General features: G+C 56.6%; 15 protein-coding genes. 7 read left to right on the forward strand and 8 right to left on the reverse strand.

The annotated features are described in order from the left end of the window. Nucleotides 1-63 precede the first annotated feature (63 nt). Nucleotides 64-1407 carry an MFS transporter gene (locus ACF8MI_RS21785; RefSeq protein WP_060498478.1) on the forward strand — a complete coding sequence of 448 codons (1344 nt, stop codon included), beginning with the start codon at nt 64-66 and terminating at the stop codon, nt 1405-1407. A 382-nt stretch (nt 1408-1789) separates the two neighbouring features. Continuing rightward, nucleotides 1790-3181 carry a GABA permease gene (gabP, locus tag ACF8MI_RS21790; protein WP_060498477.1) on the forward strand — a complete coding sequence of 464 codons (1392 nt, stop codon included), beginning with the start codon at nt 1790-1792 and terminating at the stop codon, nt 3179-3181. A 224-nt stretch (nt 3182-3405) separates the two neighbouring features. Here gabP and ACF8MI_RS21795 read toward each other — a convergent pair whose 3' ends face one another. Next, nucleotides 3406-4275 (reverse strand): LysR family transcriptional regulator, encoded by an 870-nt coding sequence (locus ACF8MI_RS21795; protein WP_060498474.1) that lies wholly within the window; start codon nt 4273-4275, stop codon nt 3406-3408. Between the two features lie 126 nt (nt 4276-4401). Here ACF8MI_RS21795 and ACF8MI_RS21800 point away from each other — a divergent pair, with 126 nt between their 5' ends. The 3 genes from ACF8MI_RS21800 to ACF8MI_RS21810 all read left to right on the forward strand — a co-directional run bounded on the left by ACF8MI_RS21800 (nt 4402) and on the right by ACF8MI_RS21810 (nt 9323). After that, the gene (locus ACF8MI_RS21800; RefSeq protein ID WP_082426363.1) at nt 4402-5937 is read left to right on the forward strand and encodes an MFS transporter; all 1536 of its coding nucleotides are present in this window, start codon (nt 4402-4404) and stop codon (nt 5935-5937) included. Nucleotides 5938-6025: 88 nt separating this feature from the next. After that, a complete protein-coding gene (locus ACF8MI_RS21805; RefSeq protein WP_200928825.1) occupies nt 6026-8419 on the forward strand; it encodes a TonB-dependent siderophore receptor in 2394 nt (797 codons plus the stop codon). Between the two features lie 166 nt (nt 8420-8585). Further along, the gene (locus ACF8MI_RS21810) at nt 8586-9323 is read left to right on the forward strand and encodes a hypothetical protein (protein ID WP_104833912.1); all 738 of its coding nucleotides are present in this window, start codon (nt 8586-8588) and stop codon (nt 9321-9323) included. A 27-nt stretch (nt 9324-9350) separates the two neighbouring features. Here the strand turns inward: ACF8MI_RS21810 and ACF8MI_RS21815 are convergent, their stop codons facing one another. Continuing rightward, nucleotides 9351-10226, reverse strand: a complete 876-nt coding sequence (locus ACF8MI_RS21815) for a YafY family protein (protein WP_104833913.1) — start codon at nt 10224-10226, stop codon at nt 9351-9353. Between the two features lie 119 nt (nt 10227-10345). On the opposite strand from ACF8MI_RS21815, the gene ACF8MI_RS21820 reads away from it, so the two are divergent. Beyond that, entirely contained in the window at nt 10346-10603 is a 258-nt protein-coding gene (locus ACF8MI_RS21820) for a hypothetical protein (RefSeq protein ID WP_104833914.1), read from the forward strand. Between the two features lie 337 nt (nt 10604-10940). On the opposite strand, the gene ACF8MI_RS21825 is transcribed toward ACF8MI_RS21820, so the two are convergent. The 4 genes from ACF8MI_RS21825 to ACF8MI_RS21840 all read right to left on the reverse strand — a co-directional run bounded on the left by ACF8MI_RS21825 (nt 10941) and on the right by ACF8MI_RS21840 (nt 18689). Continuing rightward, nucleotides 10941-12644, reverse strand: coding sequence for a LeoA/HP0731 family dynamin-like GTPase (locus ACF8MI_RS21825; protein ID WP_060498469.1), 1704 nt, complete (start codon nt 12642-12644; stop codon nt 10941-10943). After that, nucleotides 12644-15889, reverse strand: coding sequence for a DUF726 domain-containing protein (locus ACF8MI_RS21830; RefSeq protein ID WP_200928824.1), 3246 nt, complete (start codon nt 15887-15889; stop codon nt 12644-12646). The genes ACF8MI_RS21825 and ACF8MI_RS21830 overlap by 1 nt, the downstream gene beginning before the upstream one ends. A 523-nt stretch (nt 15890-16412) precedes the next feature. Beyond that, the gene (locus ACF8MI_RS21835) at nt 16413-18281 is read right to left on the reverse strand and encodes a DNA/RNA helicase domain-containing protein (protein WP_392517799.1); all 1869 of its coding nucleotides are present in this window, start codon (nt 18279-18281) and stop codon (nt 16413-16415) included. Between the two features lie 24 nt (nt 18282-18305). Next, a complete protein-coding gene (locus ACF8MI_RS21840; RefSeq protein ID WP_392517800.1) occupies nt 18306-18689 on the reverse strand; it encodes a nucleotide pyrophosphohydrolase in 384 nt (127 codons plus the stop codon). Nucleotides 18690-19097: 408 nt separating this feature from the next. Between ACF8MI_RS21840 and ACF8MI_RS21845 the strand changes: the two genes are divergently transcribed. After that, nucleotides 19098-19835 carry a hypothetical protein gene (locus ACF8MI_RS21845; protein WP_392517801.1) on the forward strand — a complete coding sequence of 246 codons (738 nt, stop codon included), beginning with the start codon at nt 19098-19100 and terminating at the stop codon, nt 19833-19835. 334 nt (nt 19836-20169) lie between these two features. Here the strand turns inward: ACF8MI_RS21845 and ACF8MI_RS21850 are convergent, their stop codons facing one another. Beyond that, entirely contained in the window at nt 20170-20793 is a 624-nt protein-coding gene (locus ACF8MI_RS21850) for a hypothetical protein (RefSeq protein WP_392517802.1), read from the reverse strand. Then, nucleotides 20780-21597 (reverse strand): hypothetical protein (locus ACF8MI_RS21855; RefSeq protein ID WP_392517803.1); only part of this gene is annotated, 818 nt, incomplete at its 5' end. The genes ACF8MI_RS21850 and ACF8MI_RS21855, both read right to left, overlap by 14 nt.

The following is a 21597-nucleotide window of genomic DNA, read 5'->3' on the forward strand; positions in this document are numbered from 1 at the left end:
CCCAAGGGCCACACCTTCTCTTCACAAGAACAATCGCTTCCATCGAGAAGCAAGAGGGTTTACATGAACAGCAAATCCGCCGTCGCCGCACCGCAGGCCGTGGCCGGGGTCGGTCGCCATCGCTTCCTGGTCCTGGCGCTGATCTTCGTCATCACCGTCATCAACTACGCCGACCGCGCCACCTTGTCGATTACCGGCACCGAGGTGCTCAAGGACCTCGGCCTGGACCCGGTCATGCTAGGCATGATCTTTTCCGCGTTCGCCTGGGCCTACGCCCTGGGCCAGGTGCCCGGGGGCTGGTTGCTCGACCGCTTCGGTGCCCGCCGTGTGTACGGCATCAGCCTGATCCTCTGGTCGCTGTTCACGCTGCTGCAAGGGACTGTCGGCTGGATGGGGTTGGCCGGTGTGTCCGCTGCGGTCGCGCTGTTTTCCATGCGCTTCATGCTGGGCCTGGTGGAGTCGCCGGCGTTCCCGGCCAACTCGCGCATCGTCAGTTGCTGGTTCCCCACCCGTGAGCGTGGAACCGCCTCGGCGCTGTTCAACTCGGCGCAGTACATGGCTGTGGTGGTGTTTGCTCCGCTGATGGCGTGGATGACCCATACGCTGAGTTGGGAGCAGGTGTTCATCTGGATGGGGGTGTTGGGGCTGGTACTGAGCGTGGTGTGGTTCCGCCTGTACCACGAACCGCACAGCGCGCCAGGCTTGAGCCGCGAAGAGCTGGATTACATGCGTGAAGGCGGCGCCCTGGTCGACCTGGAAAAGGAACGCAAGGCGACCAAAAGCAAACCGACCCGTGCCGAAGTGATGCAACTGTTCACCAGCCGCAACCTGTGGGCGGTGTACCTGGGCCAGTACTGCATCACGGCGCTGACCTACTTCTTCATCACCTGGTTCCCGATCTACCTGATCAAGGGCCGTGGCATGACCATCATGGAGGCAGGCTGGGTGGCTGCGTTGCCGGCCATCTGTGGTTTCACGGGCGGCATCCTTGGCGGGTTCGTTTCCGATTGGCTGATCCGCCGTGGCGTGCATCCGTCCAGGGCGCGCAAGACGCCGTTCATCATCGGCATGGCGCTGTCCACCAGCCTGGTGCTGGCCAACTACATGGATAGCAACGCGGCGGTGATTGCCATGATGACGTTGGCCTTCTTCGGCAAGGGCCTGGCAGCGGTAGGTTGGGCGGTGCTGTCGGATGTGGCGCCGAAGAAGATGGTTGGCCTGTGCGGCGGCGTGTTCAATGGCATTGGCAACGTCGCCGGTATCGTCACCCCGCTGGTGATCGGTTATGTGGTGGCCAGCACCGGCTCGTTCCACAACGCACTCTGGTTCGTGGCCGCCCATGGCGTGCTGGGAATCCTCGCTTACCTGTTGCTGGCCCGGCGCTTCGAGCGCACCGGGCAGGCGTAGGCAGACGCCTTGGCAACAGAGGCCCCGGGAGACTGGGGCTTTTTTGTGGGCGCTCGAACGTGGCCAGACCAAGTGGCACATTCAAATGAAAAACAAAAGCTTCAGACGGCCCGATGGCGCGATCGGATATGCCATTCGCGACATCTGGCGTGAATGGAATTGCCCTGTCGTGATCGAACAGTTCCGAGGCGTTCTCGTGTAATTTCCCACAGCCTTACGGGGCTTAAATGAAGCCCGAACCGCAATGACACCTTGCTCTGTGATGCGTGCCAAAGATCAACAACAGCGCGCGAGCATCCTGTCGACTTATTGATTTGAAAGGAGATATTTTCGCCTACGCCTGCCCGTCCATCCTTGTGTCAGCAAAAAGAGAACAACATCAATGAACACCGTGGGATCTGATGGCAACCTTGCACAAGGTTTCAAGCCACGTCATGTAACGATGCTGTCCATCGCCGGCATCATCGGCGCCGGACTTTTCGTAGGCTCTGGCCATGCCATCGCGGCGGCCGGGCCAGCTACCATAATTTCCTATTTCGTGGCCGGGACCCTGGTGGTTCTGGTTATGCGCATGCTCGGCGAAATGGCCGTAGCGCACCCTGACACCGGGTCGTTTTCCACCTATGCCGACCAGGCCATCGGCCGTTGGGCCGGCTACACCATCGGCTGGTTGTACTGGTGGTTCTGGGTGTTGGTGATCCCTATCGAAGCGCTGGCCGCCGGGCATGTGTTGAACGCCTGGTTCCCCCAGGTGGACAGCTGGATCTTCGCCCTGGCCTCGGTACTGTTGCTGGCCGGCACCAACCTGTTCAGCGTGGCCAAGTACGGTGAGTTCGAGTTCTGGTTCGCCATTCTCAAGGTAACGGCGATTCTGGGTTTCATCGGCCTGGGCTTTGCCGCGCTGATGGGCTGGTTGCCTAACCGCGAGGTCAGCGGCCTGAGCAGCCTGATGGCCGAGCACGGCGGCTTTACGCCGAAGGGCTGGTCGGCCGTGGTGGGCGCGTTCATTACCGTGATGTTCAGCTTCATCGGCACCGAGGCGGTGACCATCGCCGCGTCCGAGTCCAGCGACCCGTCGCGCAACATCGCCAAGGCCACCCGCTCGGTGATCTGGCGTATCAGCACGTTCTACATCCTGTCGATCTTCGTGATCATCTCGGTGGTGCCATGGAACGACCCGCAACTGGCCGTGGTGGGCTCGTACCAGCGTGCGCTGGAAATCATGAACATCCCCAATGCGGCGTTCATGGTCGACCTGGTGGTCCTGGTGGCCGTGACCAGCTGCATGAACTCGTCGATCTACATTGCTTCGCGGATGATGTACTCGCTGGCCAAGCGCGGTGATGCCCCGGCCTTCCTCAACAAGACCTCCACGGTTGGCGTACCGCGTGCTGCAGTGTTTGGCAGCACCCTGATCGGCGCGGCCATCGCCATCCTCAACTACTTCGCGCCGAAGGGCGTGTTCGAGTTCCTGCTGGCCAGCTCTGGCGCCATCGCCCTGCTGGTGTACATGGTCATCGCCATCTCGCAACTGCGCATGCGCCGCCGCCTGGAGCGGGAGAACACCGAGCTGAAGTTCCGTATGTGGCTCTTCCCGTACCTGACCTGGGCGGTGATCATCTTCATCGCCGGGGCGCTGGCGGTGATGATGTACACGCCTGAGCACCGGGCGGAAGTGAGTTCGACATTGGGCCTGGCGATCGTGATTTCCTTCCTGGGGATCGTGACTTCGCGCGGCCATGCGCAACCGGTGGGGGCGCGTTCGATGGGGTGATTGAGTTCACTTGGCTGTAAAACAAAGGGCACCTGTGGATGGGGGCCCTTTGTTTTTTTGAATTTGTCCAGGATGCGGCAGTTTACGATCTATATCGAGGTGATGAGAAAGTGTCAGCACTGCTGACACAATTGTCCTGGAGCCACAACCTCATCATTCTTGGGTAGTGCAAGCAGCATGATGAGCGTGAGTTTTAAGCACGCATGGCCATACAGGAACATTGGTCATGCACCGCATTTCACGCCTTCCACATAGCGCTTTACCGCCGGTGCTTTTTCGTAACGCCTGTGAAGCAGGCTGAGCCAAGAGCTGGCCTGGCAATCGACGATACGGCGGTAGTTCACCTGTGGCAGGTTGATGCGCTGCACCACCGATTCTGGGACCACTGCGACACCTTGCCCGAGCGATACCAGCGTAATCACCGCCACCAGGCTGCCGGGCTGCGGGCCAAGGCGGGGAACGAACCCACCCTGTGCCGCCACCTCCAGCGTGCCGGAAATCTGCTCCGGCAGGATGAAGGTTTCATTGGCCAGGCGCGCGGCCGGAACGTGCGGCACTTCGTTGATGCGTGAGCTGGCGGGCAGGGCGAGAACAAAGCCTTCCTGATGCAACGCGATGGCATCAAGTTCTTCCGGCAACTCCATTGGCGAGCGCACATAGGCCAGATCGAGCAGGCCATCGCGAACCATGCCGGGCAATTCGGCCATGGGCAGTTCGCGGATGTTCAGGCGCACGCCGGGGCAGGTTTCGCTGTAGCGGGCGACTTGCTGCTGGAGCATGCCAGAGTAGGCGGCTGAAGCCACATAGCCCAGTTCGATGCGCCCGCTTTCACCACGGGCGGCCCGTTGTGCGCCCAATTGTGCGGCGTCGAACTGGCGCACGGCGTGCTCGGCCTCGATCAACAAGGCCTGGCCGGCAGCGGTCAGGTTGACCTCCCGCTGGTTGCGTTCGAACAGGCGTACGCCCAGCTCACGCTCCATGTCCTGAATCTGCCGGCTGAGGGTAGGCGGGGCGATGCCCAGTTGCTCGGCGGCCCGGGTGAAATGGCCGTGGCGGGCAACGCAGAGAAAATAGCGGAAATGGCGGATTTCCATGGGTGTTACCTACAGGGTAATGACGCAGGCCGCCTGGGCTAACAAGGCCTGGGGTTGGCGGCGTTATGGTGAGGCCAACACTACAAGGCTGGCGCTGCGGCGACCAGCCCGTATCTGGAGCCTGCCATGCCTGCCCCCTCTGCACGCTTTACCCTGCTCACTGCCTCCCTGGTCTGTGCGTTGATCATCCTCGACACCAACATTGTCGCCGTCAGCCTGCCCAGTATCGCCCGTGACCTGTCCGGCTCTTTCGCCGATATCGAGTGGGTGGTCAGTGCCTACTTGCTGGCCTTCGCCGCCTGCCTTCTGCCTGCCGGCAGCCTGGCCGACCGCTTCGGCCGGCGGCGCATGCTGCTGCTTGGCCTGGCCCTGTTCGGCATCGCTTCGCTGGCCTGCGGTGCGGCGCCCAACCTGCTGTTCCTCGACCTGGCCAGGGCCGCCAAGGGGATTGGTGCCGCGTTGCTGCTGACTTCGGCCCTGGCGGCGATCGGCAACCGCTTTCATGAACCCCAGGAACGCATGCGTGCCTGGGCCTTCTGGGGGGCCTGCATGGGCGCCACCATCACCCTGGCGCCGCTGCTGGGTGGCGTGATTGCCAGCACCTTGGGCTGGCGCTGGATCTTCTACATCAACCTGCCGTTGGTGGCATTGCTGGCGGTGATGGTCTTGCGCAGTGTCGAGGAATCTCGCGACAGCGCCGCCGCGCGGCTCGACCCTTGGGGCAGCCTGACCTTCGCCGGCAGCCTGGGCTACCTGATCTGGGCGATGATCGATGCCAACCAGGTGGGCTGGGGCAGCGCGCAAACCCTCGGTCGACTGGTGATCAGTGCCTTCCTGTTCGGCCTGTTCATCATGGTGGAGCGCAGCCAGACGCGGCCGATGATCGACCTGCAGCTGATGCGTAGCGGGCGTTTCGTTGGTGCCTTGCTGGGCATGTTCGCCTACGCAGCCTGCGCCCAGGTGATGATGACCCTGCTGCCGCTTTACTTGCAGAGCGGCTTGCAACTGTCACCCTTGGCGGCTGGCGCAGGCATGTTGCCATTCGCCATCGCCATGCTGCTGACACCGCGCTTGGGTATGCGCCTGGCTGCCCACATGAGCCCGGCGCAAATATTTGCACTGGGCCTGGTGCTGGTGGGCACGGGCAACCTGCTGTGTGCCTGGGCCACGCGCCACGGCGGCTATGGCGCATTCGCCCTGGCCAGCCTGGTGCTGGGCGCGGGTGCCGGCCTGCTGAATGGCGATACACAGAAGAACATCATGGCGTGTGTGCCGCGTGAGCGAACCGGCATGGCCTCGGGGTTGAGTACCACCATTCGGTTTGGCGCGATCGTGCTGGCCATTGGCGTGCTCGGCGGTGTGCTGGCTACGCGCAGCGGGCAGTTGCTGCACGCATCCATGGCTGCTGTAGCCCCCGCGCAAACGGGCCAGGTTGCTGCGATGGCCGCGCGGGTTGCCGCAGGGGACTTGCAGGCAGCGCTGGCGTTGATCGACCCGGGGTTACGTGAAGCAGTAGCTCCCGTTGCGCGGCAGGCCTTCATGGGTGGTTTTCAGGCCGTGTTGCAGGTTGCGGGTGTTGCCGCGCTGTTGTTTGCGGTGTTGGTTGGCGTGCTGCTGAACCGCCCGCTGCCCACCCGGCAGGACGTGCTGATAGTGTCGTAAAATAAATGAGGTGATTTCTCATTCTCGTCCGGCCTGTAAACAAGGCCGGATTACAGGCCGCCCCGCCGACCCCCTACGGAGCGAGAGAATGAGTTCTACCCCGGTTTCACAGCGCCATCCTTTGAGCCGTGCTGTGCACGCTGCTTTCCTGGGCCTGGTTGTCAGCAGCGCTGCGTTGCCTGCGCTTGCGCAAGCTGCAAACGCTGAGCACAACAACCAGGTCCAGCAATGGAACATTCCTGGCGGCCCGCTGGCGCCGGCGCTTGACCACTTTGCGCGCCAGGCTGATATCAGCCTGTCCTACGATGCACAGAGCATCGCCAACCGCAACACGGCGGGCGTGCAGGGTACGCTGGGCACGTCGGCTGCACTCTCGTCGTTGTTGCAGGGGACCGAGCTTCAGGCTGAGCAGCAAGGCCCGGGTGCCTATCTGGTGGTGCCGCAGCCAAAACCTGCCGGCCCGCTGGAGCTTGGTGCGACTGAGGATTACCGCCTGGCGCCCATCATCATCAACGCCAAGGTCAAGGCCAGTGCCGATGACGACATCAACTCGGTGGTTGCCAAGGAGCTTTGGGTAGGTGGCAAGGTAGCGACCAGCATCCTCAACACACCAGCTTCCGTGTCTGTGGTCACCAACAAGGAAATGCAGCAGCGCAGTGTGAGCACCACGGAAGAGGCGCTGCAATACACCCCTGGCGTGGTCAGCGACTTCTACGGCTCGGATGACCGCAACGACTACTTCCAGATCCGCGGCTTTCAGGCCACCACGTACCGTGACGGCCTGACCTTGAGCTCGATGCGGGGTGTGCGCGAAGACCCTTACGCCTACGAGCGCATCGAAATTCTGCGAGGCGCCAACTCCACCCTGTTCGGCCCGGCAGACCCGGGCGGCTCGTTGAACTTCGTGACCAAACAGCCGCGCTTCGAAAGGTTTGGCCAGGGTTACGTGACCTACGGCTCCTATGACCATGCCGAGACCGGCATCGATGTGGGCGATGCCCTAAACGACGAACAGACTTTAGCGGGCCGCTTCACTGCCAAAATGCAGAACAGCGACCGCGAGTACGACCATTCGCAGGACGACAGCCGCTTCGTGATGGGCGGGCTGACCTGGGCACCTACCGACTTCACCTCGGCCACAGTGATCCTCGATTACCTGAAGACCAACAGCTCGCCAAACAGCGGGGGTTACCCTCTGGACAAGGAATACGATCGCAGCGACTTCTACGGCGAGCCCGGCTACAACTTCCACGATGTCGAGCGCACCAGCCTCAGTGGCAACATCACCCATGACTTCGATAACGGCTTCACGCTGCGCGGTAACCTGCGCTACAGCGAATTAAGCGATGACTTTGGCTATGTCTACCTGAGCGACAGCGCTTCGCGGGTGGGTACCACCATCCCGCGCTATGTGTTCGGAACTGACAGCGATGCCGATCAGCTCAACGGCAACCTGATGCTGCAATACGACGCCCAGTTCGAGCACATCGACAGCAGCACCCTGGTGGGTGTGGAGTACCTCGACTCGACCACCAGACAGAGTTCCGTCTACAGCCTGGCGCCCTCCATCGATATCGCCAACCCGGTATTCACCGGCGTGCCGGGCGGCGTTACGCCCTACACCCGCAAGAAAAACGACGCCACCACCAAGGCCGTGTTCCTGCAGCAGAACCTGTCCTTCTATGACCGCCTGATCGCAACAGCGGGTGTGCGTAATGACTCCATGGACCTGTCCAGCACGGAGTACGTCGGCGGGGTGAACAAGCAAAGCGACAACTTCTCTGAAACGTCCTACCGTGGCGCGCTGACGTACATCGTCAACGATGAGGTTTCCACTTACGTGAGCATGGTGGAGTCGGTTTCGCCTCCGCAGGTTGGCGTAACGCCGCAGACCGGCAGGCAGTACGAAGTGGGCGTGAAGTACTCGCCACTGGGCATGGACGCGTTGTTCTCTGCTGCCGTTTATGACCTGACCCAGGAAAACGTCACCATCGCCGTCGTGCTGCCGAGCGGCATCATCGAGCAGCAGACGGTGGGTGAGTCGCGTGCACGTGGCCTGGACCTGGAAGCCAAGGCGCAAGTTACGCAAAACCTCAGCCTCATCGGTGCCTATTCCTACATGGAAACGGAGGTGCTGCGCGGTGCGCTGTATGACGGTACTTCGCTCAAGGGCAAGGAATTCACCGTGGCGCCGAAGCATACGGCTTCGCTGTGGAGCTACTACGACATTGCCAACACGGATGTGAGCGTTGGTCTGGGGGCTCGGTACGTGGGTGGCTATTACATGGATGCTGCCAACACCAAGAAAAGCGACGGCACCACACTGTTTGACGCGGCGCTGAACTACAAGATTGCCAAAGGGACGGACCTTGCGCTGAATGTGAGCAACCTGTTTGACGAACAGCATGTGGTGGGGTCGGGGACGGCGAACTACTACAACCCGGGGCGGGAGGTTACGGCCAAGTTGAGTTATAGCTGGTAAGGCCAGGGTATGGGGCGGGTGGCTGTTGGGGAATTCAGCCCGCCTCTACCGCACTTCAAACAACTGAACGAGGTAAGATTAAGGCGAATTGCCATTATTCGCCTGGGTAGTGTCCTGGGCACTCATGGAACGGTAAAGACCAGCAGCAATCCCCAGGAAGGAATAAATGCGCACACAGGTAATTATTGAGGATCACGTCCTGCCACAGTTGCTCACCTCGGCAATCGAAGCTTACGAGGTGTCGCACAGGTCGCACGCGCGGGGCAAGAGCAACAAAAAGCTCGAAACATTCGGTTTGCTGTGGGGGTATGCCTTGCCCGTGCGCAACAACCAGCCTGCGCGCTTGGTTGCGGTTGTAGCAACGGTCGAAACGTCTGCACTCAGGCACTCGGAATGGGTAAAGCCCGATTTTGAATCCATCGCGATGAAGCGCGATTTCTTTGCAGAGTACTGGCCGCAACTGGAGCTTATCGGCACCTTTCATTCGCACCCCTATGAAGACCTCAGCGAGGTCAACGACGCGAAAGGCTGGCGAGCTTCTGAGGCTGATATGGAGTTTTGGCCCGCGTTTCACGAGTTCGTCTGCCCAGACATGGATGAACTGGCGCATCTGGTCATTGCAGTTACCGGCCTTGCTCGCAAAGGTTCGGCAGAACCCCAGCGTTTGCTGGGTAGCGAGTACACCTCCGGCTATGTGATCAGTGCCGAAAAGCGCAAGCTCTGGATCAAGGGGTACACCACGTCGCTCTACGAGGAAATCGATGAAGATGCCCCTTTCGATGAGAATTTCATGGCCGGCGACATCGAGATGGAACGCTCCTACGACGTATGGGAAGACGAAGACGTGCTGCTTGAAATACCCTCGCTGGAAGCGCGCTTCAGGCACGAACTACTGCGCAAGTAAGCCGGAGATAACCCCGGCATTCAGGCATTAGTCATTCATCAGCCACGGCTTCAGTTCCTTGAGGTTGCTTACCACCAGCTGCTGGGCCTCGGGCAGTACCGCCATGTTGCGGTGGTCAATTTGGTACCGCTGCAACACATACTTCACCAGCGCCCTGCGGCTGGGCACCACCAGTTGCCCATCCGTCATGCCGTAGTCGGTTTCGATGATTGCCTTCTGCGCCGCGTTCAGCCGCTCATCCGGCGCGAAGATAACCGGCACTTCGACATTCCAGTCTTCATCCTGCTCGCGTGTGTTCGGCGATGCGTCGAGCAAATCGGGCTGCCCACGCAGACGGCTGAGCACGAAGTCGCGGTACTGGCCGTTTTTTTCACAGTAAGCCCGTACGTGCCAGCGCATGCCGGTATACACCAGCGTGTGCGGGGCGATCAGGCGCACCTCGACGTTGGGGGTGTTGAAGGACACGTATTCGGTTTCCAGCCGCCGGCCTTCACGGCAGGCCTTGAGCAAGGGGCGCAGCACCTCGGGCCGAATGGGGCGGTCAGGCACCTCCAGCACCCGGGTGTGCGCATAAGCCAGCGCCAGCCCGTCGATGTGCGGCGCGCGTTCATTGTTCTGGTACAGCAGGTGTAGATAGGCGCTGGCGCTGTTGTCGATGAACAGCGGTTCGAACTGTTCGCTCGGTACATAGCCCTTGATCTGCTTGTCATACGTCAAGTTTTCGGGCGCATGTTCGGTGATGTAGGTATTGATGTCCTTCGACGCCTGCTGGCGGCTGATGCCAAAGCTCTGCATCAGGTGGCCCGTGGTCAGCCGGCCTTCCCACCAGGCAACGGTTTCGATCAGGCGATAGCGAAGTGCCAGGTCCCAGCGTACCTGCTCGATGGATTGCTTGCGTTTCATACCCTCTCCATGTGCGCGATTACTTTACCTGTATAAGTCTACATTCTGGACGTGTAGTTTTGCATTACATATCTTTGGCTCGTCTTCGGAATACATCGGGGGCTGCAAAGGATATGAGCATGACAATGCCGGAAGTGGTTGCGACGGGGGCCCTGGTGGCGATGGGGATCATTCTGCTGGTGCTGATTCAGCAGGGGTTGAGGCTGGGGGAGCTTGGCAAGAAGGTACAGCACTGCCAGAAGGATTTGCGCTGGTTGCAGATTTGGGAGATGGAGAACCGTGAGCTGAGGGCGGCGGTGCGGGCGGAGCGGGAGCATGTGGCGCAGTTGCGGCGCAAGGTGGAGTTGTTGCAGGGGGTGATGCCGGTTGGGCAGTGATGCTTGGTAACGTTCTATAGGAGTAGGCATTCATGCCGATAAAACCAAAGCCCTTCACGCTGGTGTGTGAAGACTGCAACTGGAAGAAGACTATCGCCCCGCGTAGCGATGCATTGAGGCCGAGTGAATGGTTTATGGTGTGCCCGCGGTGCGGTAGCACCGATTTGAAGATGCGAGCGGCGGGGTGGCTGGAGGCTGCTGTAGCGGAGTTTTTGGCGCGGCGAGGGGCTAGCTGAATAGCGGGCAAGGAAGACGTTGGGAACGGCGGTGTGCGTCCGCTTGGTAACCAGCCGTGTTTGTAGTGTGCCCGCTGCATGCAGCGGGCATCTGAGGCGGGTTAGCTCAACCTTTTGAATTCGGCGTCGATGGCTTCTGCCTCATTGCGCCATGCCAGGAACCGCTGCTGACGGACACGGCTTTCATCTACGTTGGCCTGAAGTTCCTGGCGGCGCGAATTGAGCTGCAGGTAGTCGGGGAAGAACTTTTCTTTGAAGCTTTCGGAGTTCACCAGGTCAAGGAAGTCCTGACGCTGTTGTTCGAAGTTGCTGACGATGTTCGCAACAGACTTCTTGAATGCCTCTTCGCGCTTGTATTGCTCCCAGCTATCCCAGGCTTCGAGCGCTACGCCTACGAAGGCCAGGGCCCCGTTGGCACCTTTGGCGAATTTCACAGCACCCCACGGCTTGAACTTCAGGTATTTGCCGATATCCATGCCTACCGTCTTGGCGATTGTCGTGATGCCATCGCGCGCGGCCAATACCGTAGTGTTGCTGATAAGGTTGCCTTTGAGCACATGGTTGATGCCTTGTTTGCCCAGTGCCTTGACCGTGGTATTGAAGTGGTTGACCTCGCTGTCGAAGCCAACTTGCATCTTTTCAACTTCGAGCGTGATCGATTGGGTCTGGCGGCTGAATTCGTTTTGCAGGCGGGTGGACACGATGATGCCTTCAGCACCGATTTCACGCTCGAAAAAGTCGCCGAAGGTTTCCAGGCTGGAACCTTTGGCTTGAAGAATCAAGTCAGAGAAGTAGCGCGTGGCGAAGTTGCGCAGGCTGATGCGCGCCTCTTCGATCTGCTGCCCGGTCACGGCCAGTTGATTGACCAGACGCGTGTTGAGTTCTTCAAGCCGGCCAACTTCCTGGGCAACCTTCTCGTCGTTCTCGATGGCAACAGGCAGTTGGTTGTTGAGCACATCTCGGATTACGCTGGCGCGCATCTCGTTGGCCAGTGCGGCGCTGCCACCGTTCTGCTGGATCTTGCCAGTGGTGGCCGTCTGCAAGGTAGCGATATGCGACAGCTCCTTGAACTGCTCAAGGTTGGCCAGCCAGTGCTCCACGCCCATGTCGAAGGGGTTGGCAGCGACTGCGACGATGGACAGTTCGGCTTCTTCCTGATCGGTCAGTCCGATCTGTTCGCGAAGGCGACCTGCCACGTTCTTGCGTTTTACCTGTAGGTTGGACTGGTAGTCCTGCTCGTCCTCTACATCGGCAACTTCATCGAAACGACTGAGGACGAAAACGGTACGGGGCAAAAGGTCCAAGGTGCGGAACAACCAGGTCAGGTCATCCTTGTGGCTTTCCTTGATGGGGTTGGTCGAGTTCATCACGTAAAGCACCAGGTGCGATTCGCTCACGTACTTTTTGGTGATGTCCTTGTACTTTTCGATGGTGTGCGTTTCGGCATTCTCCTGTTGCTTGAAACCAAACAGCCCGGGGGTGTCGATCAGCACGAAGTCTTCGCCGACCTCGTAGACTTTCACCTCATTGGAAGACTCCTGGTGGCTGATCTTCATGCTCGACCTGTCCAGTTTTTCCATCCAGGCCGCCGCAATGGAGGTTTTGCCTTCCGAGAAGCCGCCAATCAACGCGACCTTGAGTTTTTCACCGGACATGCTGTTGATGACATTCTGCAGCTTGCTGATTAACGCAGGGTCAATCGGTATACCCGCCTGTGCGCCCTGTGCGAGAAAACCTTGCAGCCTGTCGAGCAGTGTCAGCGCACTTGTCTGTTGGGCCTTGAATGTCTTTAGGGTGTTTTCCATTACAGATTTCCTGCGATTTCAATTTGGCGAGAGAGGATTTTCAGGCGGTTGGTCGAGCGAGACAGTGTGTTCACCTGGTTGGCAGCCTGTTTGGCCGGAGCTTCCAGCGCAAGGTCGAGTTGCTCGATCGTCCCTTGCATATCCTCCAGGGCGCTATCAAGGCTCTCGCGCAACGTGTCGCTCAGTTGCTCGGTGGCGCTGCGCAGGTTTTTATCAGTGGCCTGACGCTGCTGTGACTTCTTGTAGTCCTTGTCGATTGCGCTCCAAAGCGCTTTGCCGACCGCGATCAGGAAGGTAAGTGCTGCCCCACCAGCGACCCACAGGCTGGCACCGCCAGTGAACGGTGCTGCTGCGATCCCCACAAGGCTGGCCAGCAATCCCATGACCTTGATGCCGTTATCGATTTTTATGTTGAGGTTGAAATGCTCGTTGAAGCGCAAGCTACCCAGCTTTGCGTAGCTTGTGGTCAGCTCTTGAGCATGTTTTTCGAAGCGTTTGAGAATATCTTCGGCCGCCTTTTGGAACTTGCCAACTTCAGCGTTCACGGCGTCGGGCAGTTTTTCGCTCAGCTGATGCTTCTGGTCTTCGAGTGCTTCGGCCAGGGCGCTTTTGAAAGCGTCGTTGCTGATATTTTCTTCGATCTGCGCATACACACTGTTACGCACGTTGCTGGCGAACGTGTCGATCAAGGTTTCGCCACTGGATTCCAAGCGTTTTTTCAGCGCTTGGAAGCTACTGTTCAGCTGGCTTTTGGCACTTTGCTCTTCTTGAGAGAGCTTTCTCGACAGCGCGCCCAAGGTTTGCTGCACGCCTGAAAGCGTCGTGGTGGTCTGGTTAAGCACATCATTGGCTTTGTTGAAGTTCGCCCGGACGATCTTGGCTTTGCCGTTATGGATTAACCGGTCGCCGAGCAGTTGCAGGAAGGCGCGCAGTCGTGACTTTTCCAGCAACTCGTCAGCGCCGAAGTCTTCAAGCGCTTTGCTGCGCCGTTTGGCATTCTGTGACCCCGGCGCGAGGTGATCGGTTGAAGCAAGAAATGCTGGCAGCGCGCTTAGCGGGAACACCTCCTGATAGTGTTTGCCAAGCTGTTCGCCCATCTTCTCGTCAAGCCCGGTAAGGCTGATGCGTTCATCGTCGGAGATCAACGGTCGGTTACCCAGGGAGTGCTTGGGGCTGGTAATTTTCTTGTTGAAAATGGTCCAGACCTCGGTTTGTGCCCCCAGGTGATGCTTGATTTTCTCCAGTGTGCCTTGATGCTGCCCATCGCCCGTTTGAGGGGGGGCGGGCTGGTTGGTGACATAGAAAACGGCGTGAGCGGTTTGCACCGCGCGCTCAATCTGGTCGAGTACCAAGCCTTCCTTTCCTTCGATACCTGGTACGTCCAGCAACGCGAATGGCTGGCCGTCCAGCTCGAACTCATAGCGCTGTGTCGTTCGGGTGTAGTCGGCTTGGCCGTCACCGATGATTTCACCATCGGCATGGAGCTGCAGTTGGGCCACCAAGTCCGCCAATTGGCTTTCATTTTCAAGGCGCTGCTGCACAAGTGCCTGATGCTGTTGTGTTGCCTGTGTCTGCTGGGTGGCAAGCGCCGCACAGGCTTGGTCACGTGCTGTCGTTACCTCTACCAACTGCCGTTCCAGCGTAAGGCACTCTTGGCTTGTCTTCTGCTGTTCGGCGTTAAAGGTCGCGGCAGCGCTATCGCGTGCTTGAGTGGTTTCGGTCAGCGACGCGGTGGCTGCATTCAGCTCGAGCTCTTCCGGCATTTTTCTGAACAGGCCCAAGAGCGTTTGCCAGAGCGAGGCGGTACTTTTGCGTGTGGCGAGCAGCGTATGCAGTCGGGTGACGGCCGATAATGCGTCCTTGTGCGCTTGCTCGTGTTGTTCAAGTGCAGCGCCAAGCCGTTGAGTCAGCTCATTGGCTTTTGCATTGGCTTGGTCGAGGGCGCTTTGGGCCTCGCTGAACGGCAGTTCAAACTGCTGCCTCGTGGCATTCAGCTGTTGCGTCAGTTCGCCAAGGCGCGCTTCGGCTTGCTCAATGTCCTGTTGCAGGCGCTGCAGGTTTTCTTCCGTCACCCCATATTGCTCGCGCAGCTTGCGGAATGCCTGCTGGCTGGCCCGCTTGCCAGGCTCCTGAAGCAGGATGCGCAAGGTTTCGATAAGGGTGGATTTGCCCGCGCCGGTTTCGCCGTAAAAGGCGATGGTGAACGTGTTCCACTCTGCGTTCTTTTCCAGCTCGGCGAGTCGTTCATACAGCGCGGTGCGATGCTGGCCAAGACGCTGGAGCGCCTCTTCGCGTGCCTGGTTCAAGGCTTCGTCGTCCGAGGCATTTTTCAGCTCAGCGATGATGAGTGACAGTTCATCGTTGATTTGCTGGTAAACGTCACGTGGGCTGTTCAGTTCAAGTTTCATCGTGTTTGCTTTGGCGGGTTGTGTAAGCACGCGGGTTGGCTTTTTGGCGTGAGCGGATGGTTGAGCGGGTGCCGGGGAAGGCGGCAGGCCTGCTTTGAAACGTGATTTGCTCAACACCTCGGGCAGCCGCTCCCAGTAATCGGTGTGGCCGAAGTCTTCCATCTCGATGCTTTCGAAGTGCTCGACCTCGTTACGCCCCAAGCAGGTTTCACCCACGTTCAGCAGCAGGGTCTTGTCTGCTTTCGAATAGGCATTGATCAACCGCCCCTGAAGCACGCCGCGCATCTTGCGTGCTTCGATGGCCGTGACCTCGACCGCAGCTGCCATCAGCAACACATCGTTGATGGCCAACTGCTGCCGTTTGGAGAAGTTTTTGAGGGTACTGATGACCAGCCGGCCACCGAGCGAGTGGCCGATCAGGTTGATGCTCTTGATGTGGGGATGGTGGCTGCTCAGGTACGCCTGGAGTTGGTCCAGCAACACCGCGCCCATGCTTTCCGCGCGTGCGCGGGCCTGGGTGAAGTTGCCCATCCGGTCCTTGGCGAGCGTTCCCACAAGACCTAGAGAGCCCATGGAGGCACCGGTAAAGGCCGCACCGGCATTCAGGCCTGCTGCTGCAAGCTTCCAGGCTGAGGATTTGTCGAACCGAAAGATGTGATTCGAAGGCCAGAACGCGAAGATGTTGGTGTAGTGCGTTAACTGCTCGGGAATTCTGTCGAGCAGGAGCTGCTTGTCTTCATCGGTATGCCCGGCGCTGTAGCCGTGGATGAAGATGTTGGCTTCTGTGGTGCTGGAGCCGGCAGAGCGTGCGCTTTGGAAGCGGAAAGGTTGGGGCATGGGTACTACTCCTTATCCACGGTCATGCGGCTTTGCGAGTAGCGCCTGTGGGGAGAAGTGGTGCGCGTGCTTTGGGGACAGGTGCCTGAGGAGGGAGTACCTGGGGGTGGGCATCGCTACGTCCTTGTCTTTTTGAACGGGGTGGCGATTGTTGACGCCATTTATGCGGCGAATTTACCTTGTTTTGATGGCGGTTTGCCATGGTTGTGGGGGGTAAGGCTCGGGCAGGGGGAATGCAGAGGGGGTAGTGATGCAGTTGGGCGGCGCGCGGTAAGTGCCGGGGTAATTTGAAACCAGTCGGTATCTATCTGCTTTTTCTAGTTATTAATTTATTGGTCAACTTGCTTGGAATACCAGTTGGAACGCAGCGTGGTCTGGATTCCGATGGATGGTACTTTTGTGAACCGCCCCCAAACGCGAATGGGGTCCAAATCTATCAAGCAAATGGTCGTGCTGTTGATTGTCGCCCCTGCGCGTACGATGTCCCCACTCGCACGTACAGGAGCTCCTGACGACGATACCGTCAATGATTACCGTGCTGGCTAAGCCGACTCTCGAAGTACTGCGCAGTCTCTTTGTCGGTGCAGTACAGGTAGCAACCCTTCATCCCGCGTGTCATCAGGGTTCGGTACGTATTTTTGATGATCAGGTCTGTTTCACTTTTCGCGAGGGTAGGTTGCTCTTTCATCATTTTTTTCCAGCCGCGAATCGATTTATCGTGCTTGTCGCGCTCATCTGGGGATGTCACGACCTTACCGTCACGTACGACTAGGTCTGGCCCGATGATCACCCCGACGTAGTCGACTTCCAAACCTTGGCAGGTATGAATGCAGCCAACCTGCTCAATGGAGTTCTCAGCGATGATCCATAGGCTGCCATCCTGATCCAGGTTCCATTGGCGTTTGTAGTCACCAATCACGATATCAGCAGCGGTGGGGTCTTTCTTGCTCAACCAAGGCCAGCAATAGCCCGCGACCACACGAGCTTTGTTCCCGTGGTTTTTCTCGTTGATTGCGTCATGCATCGCCTGAGGTGAGTCGAACACCTTAAACTCGTACTCTTGGGTCTCAAGCGTAGGATTTGCCGTCGAGCGAATGCCTAGCGTGTCATCCAACCATGCCAGGTAACCGTCAGAACCATTGCAGCGAAACTGCGAAGACAGCACGTGTTCTTCAACCACAGCACCCTTGGCTTTCGCAAAGGCGCGAATCGCCTGCTTGCTGCCGATATCGCTCAAGGTTACACGCTGGTCCTCATCAATGAAGAAAATGGAGCATTTCGCTGAGTCAATCAGCTCCTTGATCTGGTTCTCCCCAAGGTTTCCATAAAGCCCGCTTTTCTCATTCAGTCGGTGAGCTTCGTCCACGATGAGCGCATCGAATGTGTTGGGCTCAGTGTCGATGAATGCCCCAGAGCCTGAAAAGAAATTCGAGAAATGGCTGCGCTTGATGGTGCCAACCAGTTTGCTTTCGTAGACCTTGCGAGGGGCGGCATTCTTGGAGACGTATTTGCTCATCAGCTTTAATTCTGTGAGCTTCACCAGCAGATTGATAGCCAGAACAGTTTTTCCGGTGCCCGGTCCACCTTCGATGATCATTACCTTGGGTGCTTGGTCCGAAGCCTCGCTTGCCGCCGCAAGCGCCGACTCAAAAATTGCTTTCTGATCGTCAATCAACACGAACTCGGGTTTGCCTTTCATCAACCCCGCGAGGGCTTCGGCTAGCGCCTTGGATGGGCGAATTTTTCCTTCGGACAGCTCGTAAAGAACCTCTTTGTTGTCGCCATGACTTATATGCTTTTTCAGAAAGGTTCTGAGTTTGCTGAGCTCTTCCGGGCCTTTCAGAAACAGCGGAGCCTTGCTGATGTGGGGCTCATAGTGGGCTGAATCTATGACACCGTCGCTGACGTAGTTATGGAGGTAGGCGCACGGACGGATTTCGATGCTTTTGTCATACACCGCCTCGTTGAAGCCTTCCAGCAGCGCTGCATAGGACCATACCTGATAGGACGGGTGAATGGTCTCAATGAGGCCGCCACCCAATGCCGTTTTGACGATTGCGTCTTTGGTTGTGGCGTTGGCCTTGCTCCATTGCTTCAGCTCGATCAGTACGGCCTTTTTTGCCTGGTTTTCGTCGCGACCGGTGAGTAGAAAGTCGATTCGCTTCGACGACTGCGGAATGTGCAATTCGATGGCCAGGCCTGCATCGCTCGGGAGGCCCTCATCTCTAAGGACCTTGGCCATGTACGTCAGAGACCCTTGCCACGACCTGATTTCCGAGGAGCCGACGTTCTTGCCGGTAGCTTCCTTGTAATGCCTGAGGATCACCTCCTCAATGTCATCGTTATCGTTGTCTTTAAGAAATTGCTGTTTGGTCGCAGCGTAAACGATCACGGGTTGTCCTTAGGTGCGTGTTGGTCAGAGTCGGTCGTACTTTTTGCTGTTGCTTCTGGCTTTATCTACGGGGTACTTCTGGCCATTCGAGGCGAGTTTCTGTGTCACGGCCTCGTTGAGGTCAATGCCGAGTACGCTGCTCAGGCGAACCAGGTACATCAGTACGTCCGCCAGTTCGTCCTTCACGGCTTGGCCGATTTCGGGATCTGTTGCGGCGGAGATCGAGTCGGCATCGCTCATCCATTGGAAAATCTCGCACAGCTCGCCTACCTCGCCAGTGAGAGCCAGGATGAGATTTTTGGGGGAGTGGAACTGCTGCCACTCGCGATCATCTGCGAACTGTTGGAGGGATGCGGCAAGCCTCACTACGTCAACCAGTGGCGCGGACGAGCTGTCTGAGTCACTCACGGGGCTATCTCTTGGGCTTCGGTGGGGAAATGTGTAGGAAATCAGATCGTGGATTGTAAGGGGTTTTGCTCCCTTCGCAGTTTTTTTGTGCTTTGTCTTGCCTGTGGCTGCCAGCCGGATTGCTGTCCACATTGAGCGTGGAGGCCATTCGTGCATGCAAGATAGATAGGCAAGCTAATCAAGCCGATCGGCAGAAAACGACCCAAATCTATGGTTGGTAGAGGGCTTCTTTCGACCCAATGCTGCACTTCACCACAGGCAGCAAACGACTAAACACGTACCGCGCCGCAGTTACGTAACAACCTTTCGTTGAGGATTGGATTTCTCCAAGGAATCTGGGGGTATTCCGTATTTCCGTTTGTGCAGTATAAAATGTTGAAAAATCGCCGCATCGCCTAGAAGCATAAAATGACAAACCAAAGCACAACGCCACACCAAATACCCAGTCCAAATACCGACACCGTTCAGACGACCGCTCCCTCCAAAAGCTTTCTAGCAGATCTCATGGCGCTTCTTGAGAGGCATCCTGCTGTAAGCAAAGCTCTTATGATTGCTTTCTCTGCCATAGGTGGATTCTTACTGTCCTTGTCAGCATCCTATAAATTTATTGAGCAGCAAGTGCAGTCACAAGCAGAAATAAAATTGGCTCCATACGAAAGACTTTTTTCTGTTCAGTCGCTTCTATTAAGCGGTGAGTATGATTTGGCCGCGCAAGAACTTCACGAACTGACTGCGGAGAAAGTGATAGAAAAATTCCCTAAAAAAATGCAAGTCACAATATATGACAATCTATTGTTCGCTATAGTTAATGCCAATAGCTACACGGACTATGAGCCTGATATATATAAGATACAAGCCAAGTTTCACGAGAGTGCTCCAAGCACTGGCTGGCGATCCCAGCAGCTAGGTTGGTATTTTATGCGACTTGGCGTCTATGATAAAGCTATAGAGTACTTCAACAAGTCAAAAGCGGCGTTCGACTCGCAAAGCGACTACCTCTCAAGCGTCGACCCGCTTCGAGGGCTCCTCACAATCGCTATAGTGCAGGGCAAAATGAATGATGCGAAAGACGCATCAGAAAGAATAATGGCTATAAATAGTATGGCCTACAGAAGTTACGATGATTTGATTGCAGATGTAAAGTAAATACCCAGTAACAAAGATTTTCTAAATGTACGTTCTAGAGAAAGAGAAAACTTTGACGCTAACTTAAGAAATTATATAAAGCTACTGGAAGGCCAGAGCAGTGAACTGAAGAAGGTTAGCAAGTAGGGGGCCAATCCGTACCGAATCCTAGAGGCGATCTAGCGAAAGATGTGCGTATCGCATCATCAAAGTGAATCGCCTCGGTTTTGGGGGCTAGATTTAGTGTCTGCTTTTGGCCGTTAGCTGCCTGCCTCGAATGGCAGCTCTCGACCTATAGCAGCCCTTCGCAGTGGGGGCCTACTGGTTAAAACAGCGCCTGGCTTACAAACGTTCTCTAGTGAAGCTCCGATGCGATCGAGTTTTTTTGGGGCTCCAAATAGGTAACCTGGCCTAGCTCTGTTAGTAATTTTGAGTTTATGTTCAAATCGCCATCTTTGATATTGTAGTACCAAATAGAGTCTTTATCCTTCCTGAAGGCGCAAGCCTTAGTTGTGCTTTCCTTGTCCTTTAAGATTACCCAGTGGCATCTCTCAATAAAAGTCTCTGAAAGCTTGATTCCGACTTCTTGTGATTTTTGGTAAGACGAAAAACACAGGTATATTATATAAAGGAGCAACAGGAAGCCAAGCGGGGTGTATTGCAGTGCGCTTTTTATTTGACCAAAATAGCTGGGTATATTCGCTATCGCGGAGCCAGGGCTAGTTAATTTGGCTACAGACCAGGCTGCTGCCAGCAAGATAGCAATGATGAAAAATAACAAGAAGAATAACTTTAAGTGGCCGTAAAATATTTCAAAGGTGATAAGCCCTCCATCATATAGTATCTTGTCGATAGATGGTTGGCTGAATTCTGGATTAATGCCGAACTCTCGCATGAAAGCACTGTTTTGGCTTGTGCCAGCGGCATAGACACATCCTGTTATTAATAGTGCGCTGCTGATTGGCTCAACGATTTTCATGAGATTTCCCTATCTCCAGCACGTTGATACCAAACTCGAATGCTTCGAGCTTTTCAGTATCTACCTTAGTGAGGCTTAGGTTGAGACTCTTTTTTACCTCAATGATTGAGTGATCTTGACTTTCAATGTTTTCAGCTTGAGAGCTGGCGGCCTTGGCAATAGATTTTAGTTTCTGAGATATGGCGGGGGTTTTATATTTGTCAGAGAATATATCGTTTGTGTCTTTTTTTATAGCCAGTGTCGGTGCGGCTTCGTTATTTGTCAGGCTGGCTATCTCCTCGGCGCCTACTTGTCCGGTAAGTAGTAGGCAAGCCAAGACGGAAGCAAAAATTTGATTTGTAAGGGATTCGCCAATTAGCGGTATTCTACACCACATATCACCTGGCGACATAAACTCAGCTTGACAGGTGACTATGTCGCTCGTCCCCAAAAGTACTGCGCTTTCGGCAAGCTGCGCCAACCGATTTATATCGAAATGCTCTTCGCTAAGAAGGATCTCGGTTAGGCTTTTGATTAGTGCGACATTTTGGAAGAGCTTGCCTACAGCAAGTGCATTTACACGGTGACTTGTTTTGATTTTGTTTGAAAAGAATAGTGACTCGCCATCCGTGAAAAACGGATAAATTAAGTGAAATATTTTCTCTTTGTGGTTGTTTAAGGAAGTAACTGTTTGCTGGCCGCTTGTAGCTTTTCTAACTGCGCCAGGTAGCTCAGATCGAGAAATTGACGGTCCCCAAATTACTCGCTTTCTCAATTTATACTCTAATGAGGATCGTTCAAAGCCAAGTGTGCCATCTTTTTTGG

Source organism: Pseudomonas sp. yb_9 (genome assembly GCF_043103635.1).
GTDB classification, from domain to species: Bacteria; Pseudomonadota; Gammaproteobacteria; order Pseudomonadales; family Pseudomonadaceae; genus Aquipseudomonas; species Aquipseudomonas monteilii.